General features: G+C 63.6%; 17 protein-coding genes. 10 read left to right on the forward strand and 7 right to left on the reverse strand.

Annotated features, from left to right (window positions below; translation table 11 throughout):
• Positions 1-55: 55 nt before the first annotated feature.
• From rsmI to MRUB_RS03130, 4 genes are all read left to right on the forward strand, one after another.
• Positions 56-856 carry a 16S rRNA (cytidine(1402)-2'-O)-methyltransferase gene (gene rsmI / locus MRUB_RS03115; protein ID WP_013012900.1) on the forward strand — a complete coding sequence of 267 codons (801 nt, stop codon included), beginning with the start codon at positions 56-58 and terminating at the stop codon, positions 854-856.
• A 105-nt stretch (positions 857-961) separates the two neighbouring features.
• Entirely contained in the window at positions 962-1,930 is a 969-nt protein-coding gene (gene pfkA, locus MRUB_RS03120; protein ID WP_013012901.1) for a 6-phosphofructokinase, read from the forward strand.
• Positions 1,931-1,981: 51 nt separating this feature from the next.
• Entirely contained in the window at positions 1,982-2,527 is a 546-nt protein-coding gene (gene msrA / locus MRUB_RS03125) for a peptide-methionine (S)-S-oxide reductase MsrA (protein ID WP_013012902.1), read from the forward strand.
• 15 nt (positions 2,528-2,542) lie between these two features.
• A complete protein-coding gene (locus tag MRUB_RS03130) occupies positions 2,543-3,175 on the forward strand; it encodes a ribonuclease H1 domain-containing protein (protein WP_013012903.1) in 633 nt (210 codons plus the stop codon).
• Between the two features lie 7 nt (positions 3,176-3,182).
• Here the strand turns inward: MRUB_RS03130 and MRUB_RS03135 are convergent, their stop codons facing one another.
• Positions 3,183-3,668, reverse strand: a complete 486-nt coding sequence (locus tag MRUB_RS03135; RefSeq protein WP_013012904.1) for a hypothetical protein — start codon at positions 3,666-3,668, stop codon at positions 3,183-3,185.
• Between the two features lie 427 nt (positions 3,669-4,095).
• Between MRUB_RS03135 and argJ the strand changes: the two genes are divergently transcribed.
• Genes argJ through MRUB_RS03150 form a run of 3 tightly spaced genes read left to right on the forward strand, consistent with a single transcriptional unit; the run spans position 4,096 to position 6,425 of the window.
• Entirely contained in the window at positions 4,096-5,238 is a 1,143-nt protein-coding gene (gene argJ / locus MRUB_RS03140; RefSeq protein WP_013012905.1) for a bifunctional glutamate N-acetyltransferase/amino-acid acetyltransferase ArgJ, read from the forward strand.
• A gap of 54 nt (positions 5,239-5,292) precedes the next feature.
• Positions 5,293-5,754: a hypothetical protein gene (locus MRUB_RS03145; protein WP_013012906.1), complete on the forward strand. Its 462-nt coding sequence runs from the start codon at positions 5,293-5,295 to the stop codon at positions 5,752-5,754.
• A 20-nt stretch (positions 5,755-5,774) separates the two neighbouring features.
• A complete protein-coding gene (locus tag MRUB_RS03150) occupies positions 5,775-6,425 on the forward strand; it encodes a hypothetical protein (protein WP_013012907.1) in 651 nt (216 codons plus the stop codon).
• 1 nt (position 6,426) lies between these two features.
• Here the strand turns inward: MRUB_RS03150 and MRUB_RS03155 are convergent, their stop codons facing one another.
• From MRUB_RS03155 to mntR, 5 genes are all read right to left on the reverse strand, one after another.
• Positions 6,427-7,521, reverse strand: a complete 1,095-nt coding sequence (locus MRUB_RS03155) for a metal ABC transporter permease (protein WP_013012908.1) — start codon at positions 7,519-7,521, stop codon at positions 6,427-6,429.
• Positions 7,518-8,651, reverse strand: coding sequence for a metal ABC transporter permease (locus MRUB_RS03160; protein WP_013012909.1), 1,134 nt, complete (start codon positions 8,649-8,651; stop codon positions 7,518-7,520). Before MRUB_RS03160 ends, MRUB_RS03155 begins: the two co-directional genes overlap by 4 nt.
• Positions 8,652-8,846: 195 nt before the next feature.
• The gene (locus MRUB_RS03165) at positions 8,847-9,626 is read right to left on the reverse strand and encodes a metal ABC transporter ATP-binding protein (RefSeq protein WP_013012910.1); all 780 of its coding nucleotides are present in this window, start codon (positions 9,624-9,626) and stop codon (positions 8,847-8,849) included.
• On the reverse strand, positions 9,623-10,588 hold the full coding sequence (locus MRUB_RS03170) for a metal ABC transporter solute-binding protein, Zn/Mn family (RefSeq protein WP_013012911.1): 966 nt from the start codon (positions 10,586-10,588) through the stop codon (positions 9,623-9,625). Before MRUB_RS03170 ends, MRUB_RS03165 begins: the two co-directional genes overlap by 4 nt.
• Complete coding sequence (gene mntR / locus MRUB_RS03175) at positions 10,575-11,294, reverse strand: manganese-dependent transcriptional regulator MntR (protein WP_013012912.1); 720 nt, start codon at positions 11,292-11,294, stop codon at positions 10,575-10,577. Before mntR ends, MRUB_RS03170 begins: the two co-directional genes overlap by 14 nt.
• A 118-nt stretch (positions 11,295-11,412) precedes the next feature.
• Between mntR and MRUB_RS03180 the strand changes: the two genes are divergently transcribed.
• Positions 11,413-11,796, forward strand: coding sequence for a metallopeptidase family protein (locus MRUB_RS03180; protein ID WP_013012913.1), 384 nt, complete (start codon positions 11,413-11,415; stop codon positions 11,794-11,796).
• A gap of 165 nt (positions 11,797-11,961) precedes the next feature.
• Here MRUB_RS03180 and MRUB_RS03185 read toward each other — a convergent pair whose 3' ends face one another.
• Positions 11,962-13,026: a glucose-1-phosphate thymidylyltransferase gene (locus MRUB_RS03185; protein ID WP_015586395.1), complete on the reverse strand. Its 1,065-nt coding sequence runs from the start codon at positions 13,024-13,026 to the stop codon at positions 11,962-11,964.
• A gap of 151 nt (positions 13,027-13,177) precedes the next feature.
• On the opposite strand from MRUB_RS03185, the gene MRUB_RS03190 reads away from it, so the two are divergent.
• Together MRUB_RS03190 and MRUB_RS03195 are read left to right on the forward strand one after the other, a co-directional pair.
• Positions 13,178-14,158: a LacI family DNA-binding transcriptional regulator gene (locus MRUB_RS03190; protein ID WP_013012915.1), complete on the forward strand. Its 981-nt coding sequence runs from the start codon at positions 13,178-13,180 to the stop codon at positions 14,156-14,158.
• Between the two features lie 62 nt (positions 14,159-14,220).
• A complete protein-coding gene (locus tag MRUB_RS03195; protein WP_013012916.1) occupies positions 14,221-15,453 on the forward strand; it encodes an extracellular solute-binding protein in 1,233 nt (410 codons plus the stop codon).
• Positions 15,454-15,463 lie beyond the last annotated feature (10 nt).

A 15,463-nucleotide genomic window follows, 5' to 3' on the forward strand; every position in this document is an offset into this window, starting at 1 on the left:
GCTTCCCGCGGGGGTTTCAGGGCGAGGGATAATCGGTTGTAGGATACGTAGGCCCATGCGCTTGAGTCTGGTACCCACCCCCATCGGCAACCTCGAGGACATCACCCTGCGGGCCTTGCGGGTGCTCAGGGAAGTCGAGGTGGTGGCCTGTGAGGATACCCGGCGCACCGGCATTCTGCTCAAACACTTTGGCATCTCCAAGCCGATGCTGCGCCTCGACCAGCACACCGTGGGCCAGGCCCGGCGGCTTTTGGAGGGGTACGAATGGGTGGCCTACGTGACCGATGCCGGCACCCCCGGCATCTCCGACCCCGGCGCCGAACTGGTGGCCTTGGCCCTAAAAGAAGGCTGGCAGCTCGAGGTGCTGCCCGGCCCCACCGCCCTAATCCCGGCTTTGGTGGCCTCGGGCCTGCCAACCGCTCGCTTCGCCTTCGAGGGGTTCCTGCCCCAGAAGCGCTCGGAACGGCGGGCCCGCCTGGCGCAGGTGGCAGGCCGTACCGTGGTGCTCTACGAGGCCCCCCACCGTCTGCGTGAGACCCTGCAGGATCTGCTACAAATCTACGGCCCCGAGCACCCAGTGGCGGTGGCGCGGGAGCTTTCCAAGCTGCACGAGGAAATTTGGCGGGGCCGGCTGGCCGACGCGCTGGAACACTTCAAAGAACCCCGGGGTGAGTTTGTGCTGGTGTTGGGCCCCAAAGCGGAGCCTACAGCAGGTCTCGAGCAAGAAGCAGAAGCAGTGCTCGAGCACCTCAAAGCCCAGGGCCTGAAAGGCAAGGCGCTGGTCAAAGCCCTGACCGAGGCCGGGCTTCCCCGCAACCGGGCCTACGAACTTGCCCATAAGCCGGATACACCGTAGTTGCCAGGTGGGTGCTACAAATAGACTTTCTGGGTAAACTAACAGGCAGTTTTTGGCTGAGGGCTCTGAGGCTCTGCTTAAAAAAATCTGTTGAGGAACGGTTGGATGAAGCGAATTGCGGTTTTTACCAGTGGAGGCGACGCGCCCGGCATGAATGCCGCCATCCGGGCGGTGGTGCGTACGGGGGTGGCCCACGGCCTGGAGGTTATCGGCATCCGGGGTGGCTATCAGGGCATGATCGAGGGTGACTTTATACCGATGGGGCCGCGGGATGTGGCCAACACCCTGCAGCGGGGGGGCACCATTCTGCTCACCGCCCGCAGCAAGGAGTTCATGACCCCTGAAGGCCGGGCCAGGGCCGCTGAAAACCTCAAAAAGGCCGGCATAGATGGGGTGATCGCCATTGGCGGCAACGGCACCTACGCCGGCGCGGCGAAGCTGCTGGCCGAACACCACATTCCGGTGGTGGGCGCGCCCGGCACCATTGACAACGACCTCTACGGCACCGATTACACCATCGGCTTTGATACGGCGGTGAACACCGCCCTGGAAGCCATTGACCGCATCCGCGATACCGCGGCCAGCCACTCGAGGGTCTTCTTTATCGAGGTGATGGGCCGCCATGCGGGTTTTATTGCCCTGGAAGTGGGCATTGCCGGGGGGGCCGAGGTAATCGTGATTCCTGAGATACCCACCAACGCCCAGGCTTGCGCTGAAGTGATCAATAAGTCGGCGGAGAAGGGCAAGCGCTCCTCCATTGTGGTGGTGGCCGAGGGCGGCTACGAGGGCGGCGCCGAGCAGTTGGCCAAAGATGTACGGCAGTACTCGGGTTTCGACGCGCGGGTTACGGTGCTGGGCCACATCCAGCGCGGCGGTAGCCCCACCGCCAAAGACCGGGTGCTGGCCAGCCGCCTGGGAGCCGCCTGCGTGGAAGCCCTTCTAAGCGGGGCCAGCGGGGTTGCGATTGGCGAAGTGAACGACGAAATCCGTCTCACCCCCTTCAAGGAAGCCATCGAGAAGCGTAAGGATATCAACCACAAGAAATACGAGCTGGCCAAAGTGCTGGCCCTGTGACCGTTACCTACCTCACATCAGGCCAGAGGGCCTAGGCATAAGAATGCCACCATGCAGACTTTAGAACTCGCCACCCTGGGCGGTGGGTGTTTTTGGTGCCTTGAAGCCGTCTTCGACGAGTTAAAAGGCGTGGTGGATGTGGTTTCGGGGTACTCGGGGGGGCATGTGCCCAACCCTACCTACGAGCAGGTGTGCAGCAAGCAGACCGGCCACGCCGAGGTGGTGCAGATCACCTTCGACCCCAGCGGTATCTCGTACCGGGAGGTGCTCGAGGTCTTCTTCACCATCCACGACCCCACCACGCTCAACCGCCAGGGCAACGATATAGGGCCGCAGTACCGCTCGGTGATTTTCTATCACTCCCCGGAGCAGCAGGCCGTGGCCCGGGAGGTCATGCAGGCCCTGGCCCAGGCTGGGGTGTGGGATAACCCCATTGTGACCGAGCTGGTGCCGTTTGAGCGGTTTTACCCTGCCGAGGACTACCACCAGGAATACTACAGGCGCAACCCCTACCAGCCCTACTGCGCACTGGTGGTGGGCCCCAAGGTGGCCAAGTTCCGTAAGCAGTACTTCGACCGGCTCAAGCGCACGGTTTGAGTGGGGTTCGGGGTTATGGCTCGAGCGGCGAAGAATCAAAGCAAGCATTACGTGGTCTGGAAGGGCCGAAAGACCGGTATATTCTCCTCCTGGCCCGAAGCCGAGGCGCAGGTCAAGGGTTTTGCGGGAGCCGAGTACAAGGCCTTCGATACCCTGAGCGAAGCCAGAGAGGCCTTTTCTGGGAGATACCAGGACTACCTGGGCCCAAAAGCCACGCAGAACCGCCTCCTGGAAGTTCCCCCACCGATTACCCCCAGCTACTGCGTGGACGCAGCTTGCAGCGGCAATCCGGGGCTGCTGGAGTACCGCTGTGTAGAGACCGCTTCGGGCAAGGAGATTTTTCACCGGGGACCCTTTGCTCAGGGCACCAACAACGTGGGCGAGTTTTTGGCGATTGTCGAGGCCCTGAGGCTTTGCAAAGAAAAGGGCTACACCTGGCCCATCTACTCCGACTCGATTAACGCGATTGCCTGGGTCAAGGCCAAAAAAGCCCGCACCAACCTGGTGCGCACCCAGCAAAACGCCGAGCTGTTCGAGCGCATATCCCAGGCCGAGGCCTGGCTACGCTCCCATACCTACCCTAACCCGATCCTCAAGTGGCAGACCGATAGCTGGGGGGAGAACCCGGCGGATTTCGGGCGGAAATAAATGGGCTTTAGGGGTGGCGGATGTGCGGGATTAAGGCTGTTTTGAATAGGGGGCTGCCCGCCGCCCAGTCGAACAAGGGGCGGGCAAAAGCGCTGCTGACGATGCCATCTTTGACCCCGCTGGAAATTTGCTCGGAAGGGTAGCGCAGAGCGCCGGTGGAGGCCACAAATTCGCTGGGGAAGCCCACCCAGATTACAGCGGCTAAGAACAGCCCCCAGGCCAACCCCCCAAGGCCGCCAATGATGCCCTCGAGAACCGGGCTGAGGGGATTAATCGGAATGAAATGCCGCACATAGGCCATACCCAGGCTCAAGGCCAGGGCCAGCACCGGCAGGGCTGCGATCGGCAGCAGGGATCCAGCCCAGGCTGTGAGCAATATGTAGAGTAGCAAAGCGGGTACTACCGCCAGTGTAAAAGCAACCCCCTGGCGAATGCCTACGCCGAGGGCAGCCGAAAGGACTAGAAGGGCCACTAAGTCGAGCCAGCTAAGCATCAAACCGGAGTATACCCGCCCTGAGGGGCTTAGAGGCGCTATTTTGACCAGAGGGGCTCTGTGGAGCTGGGAGCGGCCAGGAAAAGCAGGGTATAAGCGCGAGCGTGCGCACTAGACCGACATAAGGCAAGCTGCCAGCCAATCGGATAGCGAGGTGAGATGATCCCAGACAGGGGCAGAAGGGGAGGCTGCTGGGCGGTGAGCACCCTTTTAAGGCTGGCTTGCCCGCTACGGCCCGCAGTTGGGATGCCACTGTTGAAGCTGGGGCCAGCCAGGCTCATTCTGGGCAAGAAAGAGCTAGCCGAGCAGGGCAAGTGTTCATGCACAAAGCCCTGAACGAATTCTGCGCGGCCTGGATCGGGTCGCTGAGCGGGGGTGAATTGAACCGCCACTTTTCCGCTTACGGCCGTAAGGATATGCTGCTGCTATGCGACTTCCGATTGGTTTTCGCGCCGGTGCAACCCAGGCCGGCATCAAACCCTCCGGCAAGCCTGACCTGGCCCTTTTGGTCTCGGGAACGCCCTGTAGCTGGGCTTTTGTGGGAACCCTGAACAAAGCCGCTGCACCTTGCGTGGCTCGAGGCCGCCAACTGCTGGCTGCCGGCCAGGGTCTGCAAGCCATCGTGGTCAATGCCGGCAATGCCAACTGTGCCACGGGTGAGCAGGGCATCTGGGCCGATGCGCGCATGGCCGAACTGGCGGCGGCGCAGCTACAGCTTGCACCCGAGACGGTGCTGACCGCCTCTACCGGGGTGATTGGGCAGCCCTTGCCGGTGGAAAAAATCGAGGCTGCCCTGCCCCAGATTCGGCTGGGACTGGAAATAGACCCCTTCATGGAAGCCATCATGACCACCGACCTGGTGCCCAAGATGGCCGAGGCCACCCTCTCGAGCGGGGCGCGGGTGGTGGGGGTTTGCAAGGGGAGCGGCATGATTGCCCCCAACATGGCCACCATGCTGGCTTATATCGTCTCGGACGCGGCGGTTTCCCAGGAAGAGCTGCGCCGGGGCTGGCAGGGCGTGGTGGATAAAAGCTTCAACCAGGTGACGGTGGACACCGACACCTCCACCAACGACATGGCCGTTCTGATGACCAACGGCGCGGCGGGGCCGGTGGATTTGGCCGAGTTCTGGCAGGCGGTGGAGCGGGTTTGTGTGGAGCTGGCCCGCAAGCTGGCCCGCGATGGCGAAGGGGCCACCAAGCTGCTGACCGTAAAGGTTACCGGGGCCAAAAGCGACGTGGAGGCCCGCAAGGCCGCCCTCTCGGTAGCGGCCAGCCCTTTATGGAAAAGCGCCGTCTACGGCAACGACCCCAACTGGGGCCGCGTCATGATGGCGCTGGGCAAGGCGGGGGTGGCGCTCGAGCCCGACAAAGTGCGCATTACCCTGCAGGGCATTCCCCTCTATGCCGGGAAGGTGCTCGAGTTCGACCGGGCCCAGGCCAGCCAGGCCATGCAAGCCGAAGAAGTGCTGGTCGAGGCCGACCTGGGGCTGGGGGAGGGGCAGGGAACGGCCTGGGGATGCGACCTCACCGAGGGCTACGTGCGAATTAATGCGCTCTATACCACCTAAGGTAACGCCAAAATAACGCAAAGGTGCTAGACTACCCTTGGAGGTGAACAAAAGATGAAGCGTTTGGCACCCTTGGTTGTGTTGTTTGCGTTGCTGTTTGGCTCTCTCGGCAAGGCCCAGTCGGATGGTTTTGGTATTTACTCGGGCTTCCCGACCTGGATTGGTGTGCAGTATCAGGTCAGCAGCTTCCGCTTGGGGGCCGGCCTGGCCTTTGCAGGGCTGGGGGCTGGGGCCGATTACATCGTGCTCGAGCAGGCCATCCCGGCTGCACCGGGCTTCGACCTGAGCTGGTACGCCGGCGCCGGGGCCTCGGTGGGGTTCTGGACGGTTCTGAGCAACACCGGTATTTACATCTTCCCCCACGGTTTGGTTGGCATTGAGTACGCCTTCCCGGCCCAGCCCTTCAGCGTTTATGGCGAGCTCCAGGTGGGCTTCGGGATTGGTACCGGGGCGCTCTCGGGTGTGATTGGAGGCGTGGACTTCAACGCACGGGCTGGCCTAATTTTCAGACCCTGAGCAACTGTTAGGATGGAGGGGTGCGGTACGCGCCCCTTCTCTTTTTGTTGCTACTTGCGGGATGCCAGCGGCCGGGGGATACCCAGCCACCGCTCATCGGTATTACCCAGCCCAAAAGTGGGGTGCTCTCCCAGCGCTCGCTGCAGGTGCAGGGGTACGCCCTCGACGATGTGGGGGTGCAGAGCGTAAAAGCGGGCGGGAAGGAACTGTTGCCCGAAGCCAGCCGGGGGCAGAAGCTGGTGCGCTTCACCTTCCGGGTGCAGGCCCCCCAGTCGGGGCAGGTGGAGATCAAGGTGGACGCCACCGACATGAGCGGCCAGACCCGCACCGTGCGCCTGCCGCTGGTGCTGGATGCCCGTCCCCCGCAGATCGTCATCGAGCGGGCCGAGCGCGTTGTTACCGTGGTGCAACCGGCCCACAAGCGCACCCTGCCCGATGGCACCGAGGAGGAAATTCCGGCCCGCACCGAGTCCACCCTGCAAATCTCCGGGCGGGTGCTGGATGATACCGGGGTGGATCGGGTTACCTTGCAGTACAACCGCACCTTTAGCCCGCTGTCGCTACCCAAAGGCAAAGAGGTCAGTTTTTACGTGGAGCTGCCGGTGCGGCGGGTGACCCTGATTGCGGTGGATGCAGCCGGCAACCGCACCAGCGTGGATGTGAGTCGCTGAGTTATGGGTCGGGCTCGAGCAGGGCGCTGCTCATGGCGAGGCCGCGTGCTGTCGGGCGCAGCCCTTCCCGCACCACCTCGAGCCAGCCCGCTTGCCGGGCCTTTTCCCGCACCTGCTTGAGAAAGCGAGGGTTCCACCCGAACTCCTCGAGCACCTCCCCTTCGGGCACCGGCTGATCGTGGTGGGCCAGGTGTGCGACCAGCAGGCGGGCGGCGACCTCGAGGCGCTGTCGTTCCCGGCGCAGGCGGGCGGTGAGGTAGCCCTCCACGGGCGAAAAGAGGAAGGCCAGGGTAAAGCAAAGCCCGGCCACCGTGGCCATCATGCCGGCGATGGAGGCGTCCAGCCAGATGGCCAGCGCATATCCCGCCAGGCTGGAAACCACCCCGACCCCCACCGCCAGGGCAATCATCACCGGCAGGCGCCGCGTGAGCAGGTAGGCCGTAGCGGGAGGAATGATCAGGAAGGCCACAATCAAAATGGCTCCCACCGACTGGAAAGCCCCCACCGAGGTGAAGGAGACCAGGGTCATCAGACCGTAGTGCAGCGCGCCGGGTGCGAGGCCCAGCGCGGCGGCCAGGCCAGGATCGAAGGTAGAGAGCTTGAGTTCCTTATAAAACAGCAGCACGAACAGCAGGTTGAGCAGGGTGAGCGAGCCCATCACCAGCCACGACTCGGGCACCTCCCGGCCCCACAGGTTCAGGGTGTTGAAGGGGGCATAGGCGATCTCACCGTAGAGCACGGCGTCCATGTCCAGGTGCACGTTGCGGAAGAAAAGCGAGACCGCCAAGACCCCCAGGCTAAACAGCGCAGGGAACACGATTCCGATGGCCGCATCGTTTTTGACCTTGCCGGTGCGGGTTAGCCACTCCACCAGAACCACGGTCACCAGGCCCGCGGCGGCGGCCCCCAGCAAGGCCGGTACAGTGGCCCGCTCGCCGCCGGAAAGCCAGTAGGCCAGCACGATGCCCGGCAGCACCGCGTGGGAGATGGCATCGGACAGCAGGGCCATACGGCGCAGCACCAGGAAGCTGCCCACCAGGGCCGAGGCCGTGGAGACCAGGATGGCGGTGAGGATAATTACCAGGTCGGCGTTCATGACGAACCCTCCACCCTATGCGGCAAAACCCGCATGGCTTGCTCGAGTTCGTGGGCTTTCTGTTCGCCGGTCGGTGTGAGGATAAAGCCCTGCGGGTGTTCCTGTACCCAGCCCAAAGACCGCAGGGCCTCGAGGTTCTGTAAGGCCACGGCCACCGGCTCGCGGCGGCGCTCTGCCAGGGTCTGCGGGGTCAGGGTGCCGTGGGCGTGCAGCACGTGGGCGTCCAGCAGGAGGCGCTCGAGGCGCACCCGGCGGCGGTTCTGCCGGGTGCGGGCCCAGTCCCACACCAGCCCCCTGAGCGGGGCAAAAAAGAGCGAGACCAGCAGGATGGCGCTCATCGAGAGCACCACCAGCGGGCCGGTGGGCAGGTTTTCGCGGGTGGCCGAGATCAAGGCCCCGCTCACCCCGGCCATGGCTCCAAACAGCGCCGAGAGCCCGATCATCGCCTCCAGCCGGTTGGTCCACTGCCTCGCGGCGGCAGCCGGGGCAATCAGCATGGCCGCCATCAAGACCACCCCTACGGTTTGCAGCCCCACCATGACCGCCAGCACCATCAGGGAGGTGAGGAGGGTGTTCAGCCCCCGCACCGGCAGGCCCAGGCTGTGGGCGTAGGCGGGGTCGAAGGAAAGCAGCTTGAACTCTTTGTAAAACAGCCCCACCACCAGCAGCGCGACGCCGCCCAGCACCATAAAGTTCCGTACGTCGGAGGCCACAATGGTAGCGGCCTGCCCGAAGATGTACTGATCCAGCCCGGCCTGGCTGGCGTTGTTGCTGTGCTGGATAAAGGTGAGCAGGGCCACCCCGAAGCCAAAAAAGCTGCTGAGCATCACCCCCAGGGCCGAGTCCTCGGGTAGCCGGCTGTGGCGTAACACAGCCAGCACCAGCCAGGCGGCCAGCCAGCCGGCCAGACCCCCGCCCAGGAGCAGCACCAGGGGGGCCTTGGTGCCGGTGAGGATGAAGGCCAGGCAGATGCCCGGTAGCGCGGCGTGGGCCAGCACATCCCCCAGCAGGCTCTGGCGGCGCAGGACAGCAAAAGCCCCCAGCACCCCGCCCACCACCCCCAGCATGGCCGAGCCCAGCGCCACGTTGCGCAGGGTGTAGTCGGTAAAGATAAGCAGGAGTTCAGACATAGTGAGGAAGAATGGTTCCAAGGGATGGCTGCGGCGTGGGGTTTGCTCATGCCCCCGGGCAGGGGCACGGGCCCGTCCCGCTCTCACGGCTTTCGTGCATTGCATGAGAGGAGCCGCGAACTGGGACGCAGAGAAAACTGTTTTGAAAGGCGGCCTCGAGCCCGTGGTGGTTGTGTAAAGAGATGCTTTTCCAGCTCATGCGCTGTGCCTTTCCCCCCACCGCATCCGCTCCCCGTAGGTTCGTTTTAGGTTCTCGGGTGTAAACACCTCTTCCATCGGCCCGCTGGCTATTACCTGCACGTTCAGCAGGGTCAGGTGGTCGAAGTAATCGCGCACGGTTTCCAGGTCGTGGTGTACCACCACCACGGTTTTACCCTGCTTCTTAAGCTCGTGCAGTACCCGCAGGATGGCCTCTTCGGTAACGGCATCCACCCCAGCGAAGGGCTCGTCCATAAAGTAGAGATCGGCATCCTGGGCCAGGGCCCGGGCCAGAAACACCCGCTGCTGCTGGCCGCCGGATAGCTGCGAGATCTGGCGGGTGGTAAAGGCCTGCATCGAGACCTGCTCCAGGCAGCGCAGGGCTGCCTCGCGCTCGCGCGGGCCGGGCCGCTTGAACCAGCCCAACTGGCCGTAAAGCCCCATCATGACCACGTCCAGTACGCTGGTGGGGAAATCCCAGTCCACCGAGCCCCGCTGGGGCACATAGCCGATGCGTTTGCGGGCCTGTGCCAGGCTCTGGCCAAAAAAGCGCACCTGCCCCGAGGCCACCGGCACCAGCCCCAGGACTGCCTTAATCAGGGTGGATTTGCCCGCCCCGTTGGGGCCCACAATGGCGCAAAGCTGCCCGGTGGGTACTTCCAGATCCACATCCCACAAGGCTGGCTTCTCCCGGTAGACCACGGTCAGGTCGCGCACGCGGAGGGGGCTCGAGGCCCCGGATTCCGGGTTCTGAACGGTTCTAGGTTGGGTGATCACGGCTCCCTCCCCAGCAGACCGTTCACGATGGTGCGGATGTTGTGCTCCATCATGCCCACATAGGTGCCCTCGGGGGTGCCGGGGCTGCCGGCAGCGTCGGAAAAAAGCTCGCCTCCGATGGTTACACGCCAGCCTCGAGCCCGCACCGCTGCCACCACCGCATCAATGGCGCGCCGGGGCACGCTGGACTCCACGAAGATGGCGCGAATTTTACGCTCCACGATGAAGTCGGCCAGGGCCTGCACGTCGCGGGTGCCGGCCTCGGATACGGTGGAGATGCCCTGCAAGCCCCGCACCTCGAGGCCGTACCGCCTGCCCAGATAGTTAAAGGCGTCGTGGGCGGTAATCAACACCCGTTGCTGCGGTGGAACCTGGGCAATTTGCTGGCGGATGAAGGCATCCAGTTGCTCGAGGCGCTTGCGGTAGGCCTCGGCATTGGCCCGGTAGCGGCTGGCCCCAGCGGGGTCTACCTGGCTGAGCGCATCCCGCACCCGGCCGATGGTGAACTGCCAGAGGGTCACATCGAACCAGACGTGGGGGTCGTAGGTGAACTGCCCCTGGAAGCCACCAGCGGGCCGAATCAGGCGCTCGCGGGGGATGGCGTCGGTCACCGCGATGGCCTTGGGCAGGCGTTCCAGCAGCTCCACCATCTTGCCCTCGAGGTGCAGCCCGCCGTAGAAGACCAGGTCGGCCTGCTGGAGCCGGCGCACATCGCCCGCCGAGGCCTTGTAGAGGTGGGGGTCTACCCCGGCCCCCATCAGGCCCTCCACCCGGACGCGGTCGCCCCCCACCTGCTGTACCAGGTCGGTGATAAAGTTGACCGTGGTCACCACCCGCACCGGGGTTTGCCGCACCGGCTGAAGCCGGCTGATTTTGTCTGGCTGGGCGCTGACCTGGGTCGCAAGGCCCAGCACCAGCAGGGCCAGTAGTATAGAGGGTTTTAGGTGGTTACGGATTCGCATCCTGATCCTCCTCGATCTGTATCCACAGCACCTGGGCCAGGCTGGTGGGCAGCAAATAGCGCTGGCCTCCTACCTGTATGCGGCTGCCCTCGGCCCCCTGCTCGAGCAGCCGCAGCGAAGCGCCGGGCTTGAGACCCAGACGGGCCAGCAGGTTGAGCGCGTCCTGATCCTGGGTGGCTACCCGTGCCACCGTGCCGTACTGGCCGCTTTGCAAGGCTGCCAGGCGGCGGTTGGGGGTGGTGGGGGGTAGCTCGAGGGCCGCGCTGGGGATGAGATCGCCGTGGGGGTCGTGGGAAGGGTGGCCCAGCCACTCGGCGATGCGCTGTTCGAAGGCTTCCGAGATGTGGTGCTCGAGCTTTTCTGCCTCGGCGTGCACTTCCTCCCAGCCGTAGCCCAGCGCCTGGTGCAGATAGGCCTCAATCAGCCGGTGATGGCGGAGCACCTCGAGGGCCACCTTGTAGCCGGCCTCGGTGAGCCGCACGCCCCGGTAGGCCTCGTACTCCACCAAGCCCAGCTCGGCCAGCTTCTTGAGCATCCCGGTGACCGAGGCCGGCTTGACCTGCATCCGGTCGGCCAGCGATTGGGTGGATACCGGCAGGGTGTCCTCCAGCCGGCCCATGCCCTCCCCGCTGCCTAGCAGCAAGACCTGCTTTAGATAGTCTTCCTGGGCCTCGGAGAGGGGGGTGCGGTGGGTGGTTCTGTTCATAGTCTGAGATTTAGGCAAACCATGCCAAGTAGGCTTTTATTTTTAGGTAAAACTAAAAATCTGTCAAGCCTGCCCATCCTCACGGTTGCTCCAGAGCATCTGTGACAGACTGAAGCCGATGACCTACGAGGCCTTTGCCGAAACAGCCGAGCGCTTGTGGGACGAAATTCCAGCCGAGTATAAGCGAGGTCTGCACGGCCTTCACGTGCTGGAGCACCTCAAGCCCGACCCCGACGAGCCCGAGCTGCTGCGGCTCGGTGAGTACTACGACCCTGGCTATCCTTCGGTGCTGGGTGGGTTTGAAGGTATCGGGCGGCACATTGCCCTGTTTTACGGCTCTTTTGCGGCGCTGGCCGCCGAAGATCCCAGCTTCGACTGGGAGGGCGAGATCTGGGAAACCCTGCTGCACGAACTGCGCCACCACCTGGAGTCGCTGGCCTGGCGGGACGACCTGGTGCAGGAGGACATGGAGAACCTGCGGCGATACCGCGAAGGCCGGTAGCCTACAACAGCAAAAGCCCCCGTATGGGGGCGGCTGTTTTGATCGAGGAATTTATTGTGCTTCAGCTCGCAGAGCGAAGGGCTCTGGTTTTCATTCTGGACACGAGTGGACAGCAGCTTGTGGAACCATACCCCAGGACGAAAACCCAGCCGATGGTTGGTGAGGCTAGGCCAGCTCGAGGCTGCTCAGGTCGCCCAGCACCAGTTTGTGGGCTTTGGGCAGGCTTTGGCGCCTGGTTACTCTGGCTCCAACCCCCAGAATGCACTCATGGAGTCGCAGCGGCACATCCTCGACCACGGCGCTATCTTCCAGGATGGAATACTCCACCTCGGCCTGGCGCACCACAGCGTTGGGGCCTACCGAGGTAAAAGGGCCGATGTAAGCACCTTCGACAATGGCGTTCTGGGCGATGTGCACCGGGCCCAGAATGGTGCTGTTCTTGACCACCGCGCCCTTTTCGATGACCACCCGCCCGGTGACCTGGCTTTCGTGTACCTGCCCTTCGATGACCGGGGTGGGGCTTTTTTGCTCCACCAGCAAGAGCCGGTTGGCATCCAGCAGATCGGCGGGGCGTCCGGTGTCCTTCCACCAGCCGGCAATTTCCTGCCCCAGCACGGTATGGCCCCGATCCACCAGGGCCTGGATGGCGTCGGTAATCTCATACTCGCCCCGGGCGCTGGGTTTGAGGTTGGCGATGATGTCCATGATGACCGGGCCAAACACGTACACCCCGGCCACCGCCAGATCCGAAGGTGGGTTTTTGGGTTTCTCCAGCAGCTTGACGATGCGCCCTTCCTCCAGCACTGCCACCCCAAACTGCCGGGGGTCGGGTACGCGCACCAGGGCAATCACCGCGCTTATGCCGGGCTGGTAGGCTTCCACAAAGGACTTGACGCCTTTTTGAAAGAGGTTATCGCCCAGGTACAGCACAAAAGGGCTCTGCCCCAGCCAGTCTTTGGCCGTGCCAACCGCATGGGCGATGCCCAGGGCTTCTTCCTGCACAATGTAGGTGATCTGCACACCCGAACAATCTTTGAGGGCCAGCTTGATGTCTTCGATGGTGTCGGGGGAGACCACCACCCCTATCTCGGTAATGCCGGCCTCGAGCAGGTTGTCCACCGCGTAGCGAATGATGGGTTTGCCAGCCAGTCGGATGACCGGTTTAGGGCGCGTATGGGTGAGGGGACGAAGCCGGGTGCCCCGTCCAGCGGCAAGAATGAGTCCTTTCATGTCGCCTACCATCTTATCAGTAAGCCGGCTGGCTCAGTTTTTGTAATCGTTTACAGAAAACTAATCAATAAAAATAATACACCGTATTGACACGGGTTTTTGAAAGCCTTTATTATGAGTGAAAGTCTGTAAGCGATTACAAAAACAGATTATGAACCACCAACAGACCCCCACCATTCAAGATGTGGCCCGCCTGGCCGGGGTCTCTACCGGCACGGTCAGCCGGGTGCTGAACCAGCGGCCCGGGGTGCACCCCGAGACCAGGGCCCGGGTGCTCGAGGTGGTGGCGCGCTTGGGCTACGTGCCCATGCAGGCCGCCCGCGAACTGACCGGCAAGGGCGACACCGTGGGCATACTGCTGGCCCCGGGGGTGCGGCGCTACATCCCGTACTTTGTGCTGTTGTTCGAACACCTGTCCGAGGCGCTCTGGCAGGCTGGGCTGCGCCTGGAGGAGACCCCCATCGACCCCGCCGGCCTACCTCTTAAGCCGGCCAAGGGCTACATCCTGCTGGGGGCGCACGACCACGACCCCCGGCTCGAGGCCCTGGCCCAGGCCCGGACGCCCCACGTGCTGGTGGGGGTGTATCCGGGGGCTTTCTGGGTAGCGCCGGACGACGAGGGCGGGGCCTATGCGGCCACCCGGCACCTGCTCGAGCTCGGCCACCGCGAGATTGCCCACCTGACCGGTCAGCCCCAACACCAGGCCGGACGGGAGCGGTTGCGTGGGTATCGGCGGGCGCTCGAGGCCTACCAGGTACCCTACCGGCCCGAGCTGGTGCTGGACGGCGACTTTTCTACCCTTACCGCCTACCGGGTGGTGCGCAAGGCCTGGGAAGGGGGCCTGCGCTTCAGCGCCCTTTTCGCAGCTTCCGACGAGATGGCGGTGGGGGCTCTGGCGGCCTTGGAGGATGTGGGCCAGCGGGTGCCCCAGGACGTCTCGCTGGTGGGCTACGACGACCTGCCCGAGGTGGGCGAACAGCTCACCACCGTGCGGCAGGATATCGCGGAGATTGCCCGTACCACGGCCCGTCTACTCAAAGAGGCCCTGGCAGGGGCGGCCCCTCATGGAATACGGGTGCCGGTGCGCCTGGTGGTGCGCGGTACCACCTGCCTGAAGGAGGTGGAAGGATAAGCATATACCCCAACAAAAGCGGCTTAGGCTGGTCAATGGCGTCTTTTTTGTAGGAGGAACCCATGAAGAAAATACTGGCAACCCTGGCCCTGGCTGTGCTGGGCCTGGCCTCGGCGCAAACGGTGGTCAAGCTACAGGGCTTTGGCGGCAACGATACCGCCATCATCAGCAGTCTGGTGCGGGAGATTGTAAACCCAGCCCTGGAAAAAGAAGGCATCCGGGCCGAGTACCAGGGCATCGAGGGCGATTACCGCGCGGCTTTGCTCAACGCCCTCTCGGCGGGCACTGCTGCCGACCTCTTTTACGTGGATATCTTCTGGTCGGAGCCTCTGTTTGCTTCGGGCCGGGTGGAGCCCCTGAACAAATACTTCACCCCACAGGAGCTGGCTGTTTTCAACCGCAACCTGCTGAATGCCTTCACCCTGCGCGGCAACATCTACGGCCTGCCCAAGGACTTCAACACCCTGGCCGTGCAGTTTAACAAAGACCTCTTCGACGAGGCCAAGGTGCCCTACCCCAACCAGACCGACACCTGGGACACCTTCAAGGACAAACTCAAGCGGGTGCAGGCCGTTGTTAAGGATGTGGCCGGGCTTTGTGTGGTGGCCGACTACGCCCGATTCGGGGCTTTTGCCTATGCCACCGGCTGGCGGCCCTTCAACGCCCAGGGCCGTACCGTGCTGGACGCCAATTTCCGCCGGGCCTTCGAGTGGTACACCAGCCTGGTCAAGGACGGGGCCGGCAGGTACGCCCAGGATCTGGGCGAGGGTTGGACGGGCGGCTGTTTCGGAGCCGAGAAGGCCGCGGTGGCCATTGAGGGGGCCTGGATCGGTGGCTTCCTGCGCGACAAGGCCCCCAACATGCGCTATGGCACCACCCTGATTCCCCTCGACCCGGTCACCAAGCAGCGGGGCAACTTCATATTTACGGTCTCCTGGAGCATGAACGCTGCCTCCAAGAACAAGGAAGCAGCGGCCAAGGTGCTGCGGGTTCTCACCAGCCCCGAGGCCCAGAACTGGATCCTCTCCCGTGGTCTGGCCCTGCCCAGCCGCAGCGCGCTGGCCAACAGCCCCATCTTCCAGCGCCCCGGCAAGGAAAACGAGCTGAACCGGGTGGTCTTCCAGGGCTCGACCGGTGTGGGCGGGGCGGTGCTGCCCTTCAAGTTTGGTGCGCTGGACGGGGGTAACTGGATGCGCCCCATCAACGAGGCCCTGCAGGCGGTGATTACTGGCAAGAAGTCGGTGGATCAGGCCATTGCCGACGCCCAGGCCGAGCTGAACCGCATCGTTCGCTAAAGGTTGTGGG

The sequence above is a fragment of the Meiothermus ruber DSM 1279 genome, assembly GCF_000024425.1.
Taxonomy (GTDB): Bacteria; Deinococcota; Deinococci; order Deinococcales; family Thermaceae; genus Meiothermus; species Meiothermus ruber.

Bases quoted from the DNA above. Each gene is read 5' to 3' on its own strand.
- MRUB_RS03160 (WP_013012909.1), bottom strand. From the start codon at position 8,651: ATGTCTGAACTCCTGCTTATCTTTACCGACTACACCCTGCGCAACGTG.
- MRUB_RS03190 (WP_013012915.1), top strand. From the start codon at position 13,178: ATGAACCACCAACAGACCCCCACCATTCAAGATGTGGCCCGCCTGGCC.
- MRUB_RS03135 (WP_013012904.1), bottom strand. From the start codon at position 3,668: ATGCTTAGCTGGCTCGACTTAGTGGCCCTTCTAGTCCTTTCGGCTGCC.
- mntR (WP_013012912.1), bottom strand. From the start codon at position 11,294: ATGAACAGAACCACCCACCGCACCCCCCTCTCCGAGGCCCAGGAAGAC.
- msrA (WP_013012902.1), top strand. From the start codon at position 1,982: ATGCAGACTTTAGAACTCGCCACCCTGGGCGGTGGGTGTTTTTGGTGC.
- argJ (WP_013012905.1), top strand. From the start codon at position 4,096: ATGCGACTTCCGATTGGTTTTCGCGCCGGTGCAACCCAGGCCGGCATC.
- MRUB_RS03155 (WP_013012908.1), bottom strand. From the start codon at position 7,521: ATGAACGCCGACCTGGTAATTATCCTCACCGCCATCCTGGTCTCCACG.
- MRUB_RS03170 (WP_013012911.1), bottom strand. From the start codon at position 10,588: ATGCGAATCCGTAACCACCTAAAACCCTCTATACTACTGGCCCTGCTG.
- MRUB_RS03180 (WP_013012913.1), top strand. From the start codon at position 11,413: ATGACCTACGAGGCCTTTGCCGAAACAGCCGAGCGCTTGTGGGACGAA.
- MRUB_RS03185 (WP_015586395.1), bottom strand. From the start codon at position 13,026: ATGAAAGGACTCATTCTTGCCGCTGGACGGGGCACCCGGCTTCGTCCC.
- MRUB_RS03195 (WP_013012916.1), top strand. From the start codon at position 14,221: ATGAAGAAAATACTGGCAACCCTGGCCCTGGCTGTGCTGGGCCTGGCC.
- rsmI (WP_013012900.1), top strand. From the start codon at position 56: ATGCGCTTGAGTCTGGTACCCACCCCCATCGGCAACCTCGAGGACATC.
- MRUB_RS03145 (WP_013012906.1), top strand. From the start codon at position 5,293: ATGAAGCGTTTGGCACCCTTGGTTGTGTTGTTTGCGTTGCTGTTTGGC.
- pfkA (WP_013012901.1), top strand. From the start codon at position 962: ATGAAGCGAATTGCGGTTTTTACCAGTGGAGGCGACGCGCCCGGCATG.
- MRUB_RS03130 (WP_013012903.1), top strand. From the start codon at position 2,543: ATGGCTCGAGCGGCGAAGAATCAAAGCAAGCATTACGTGGTCTGGAAG.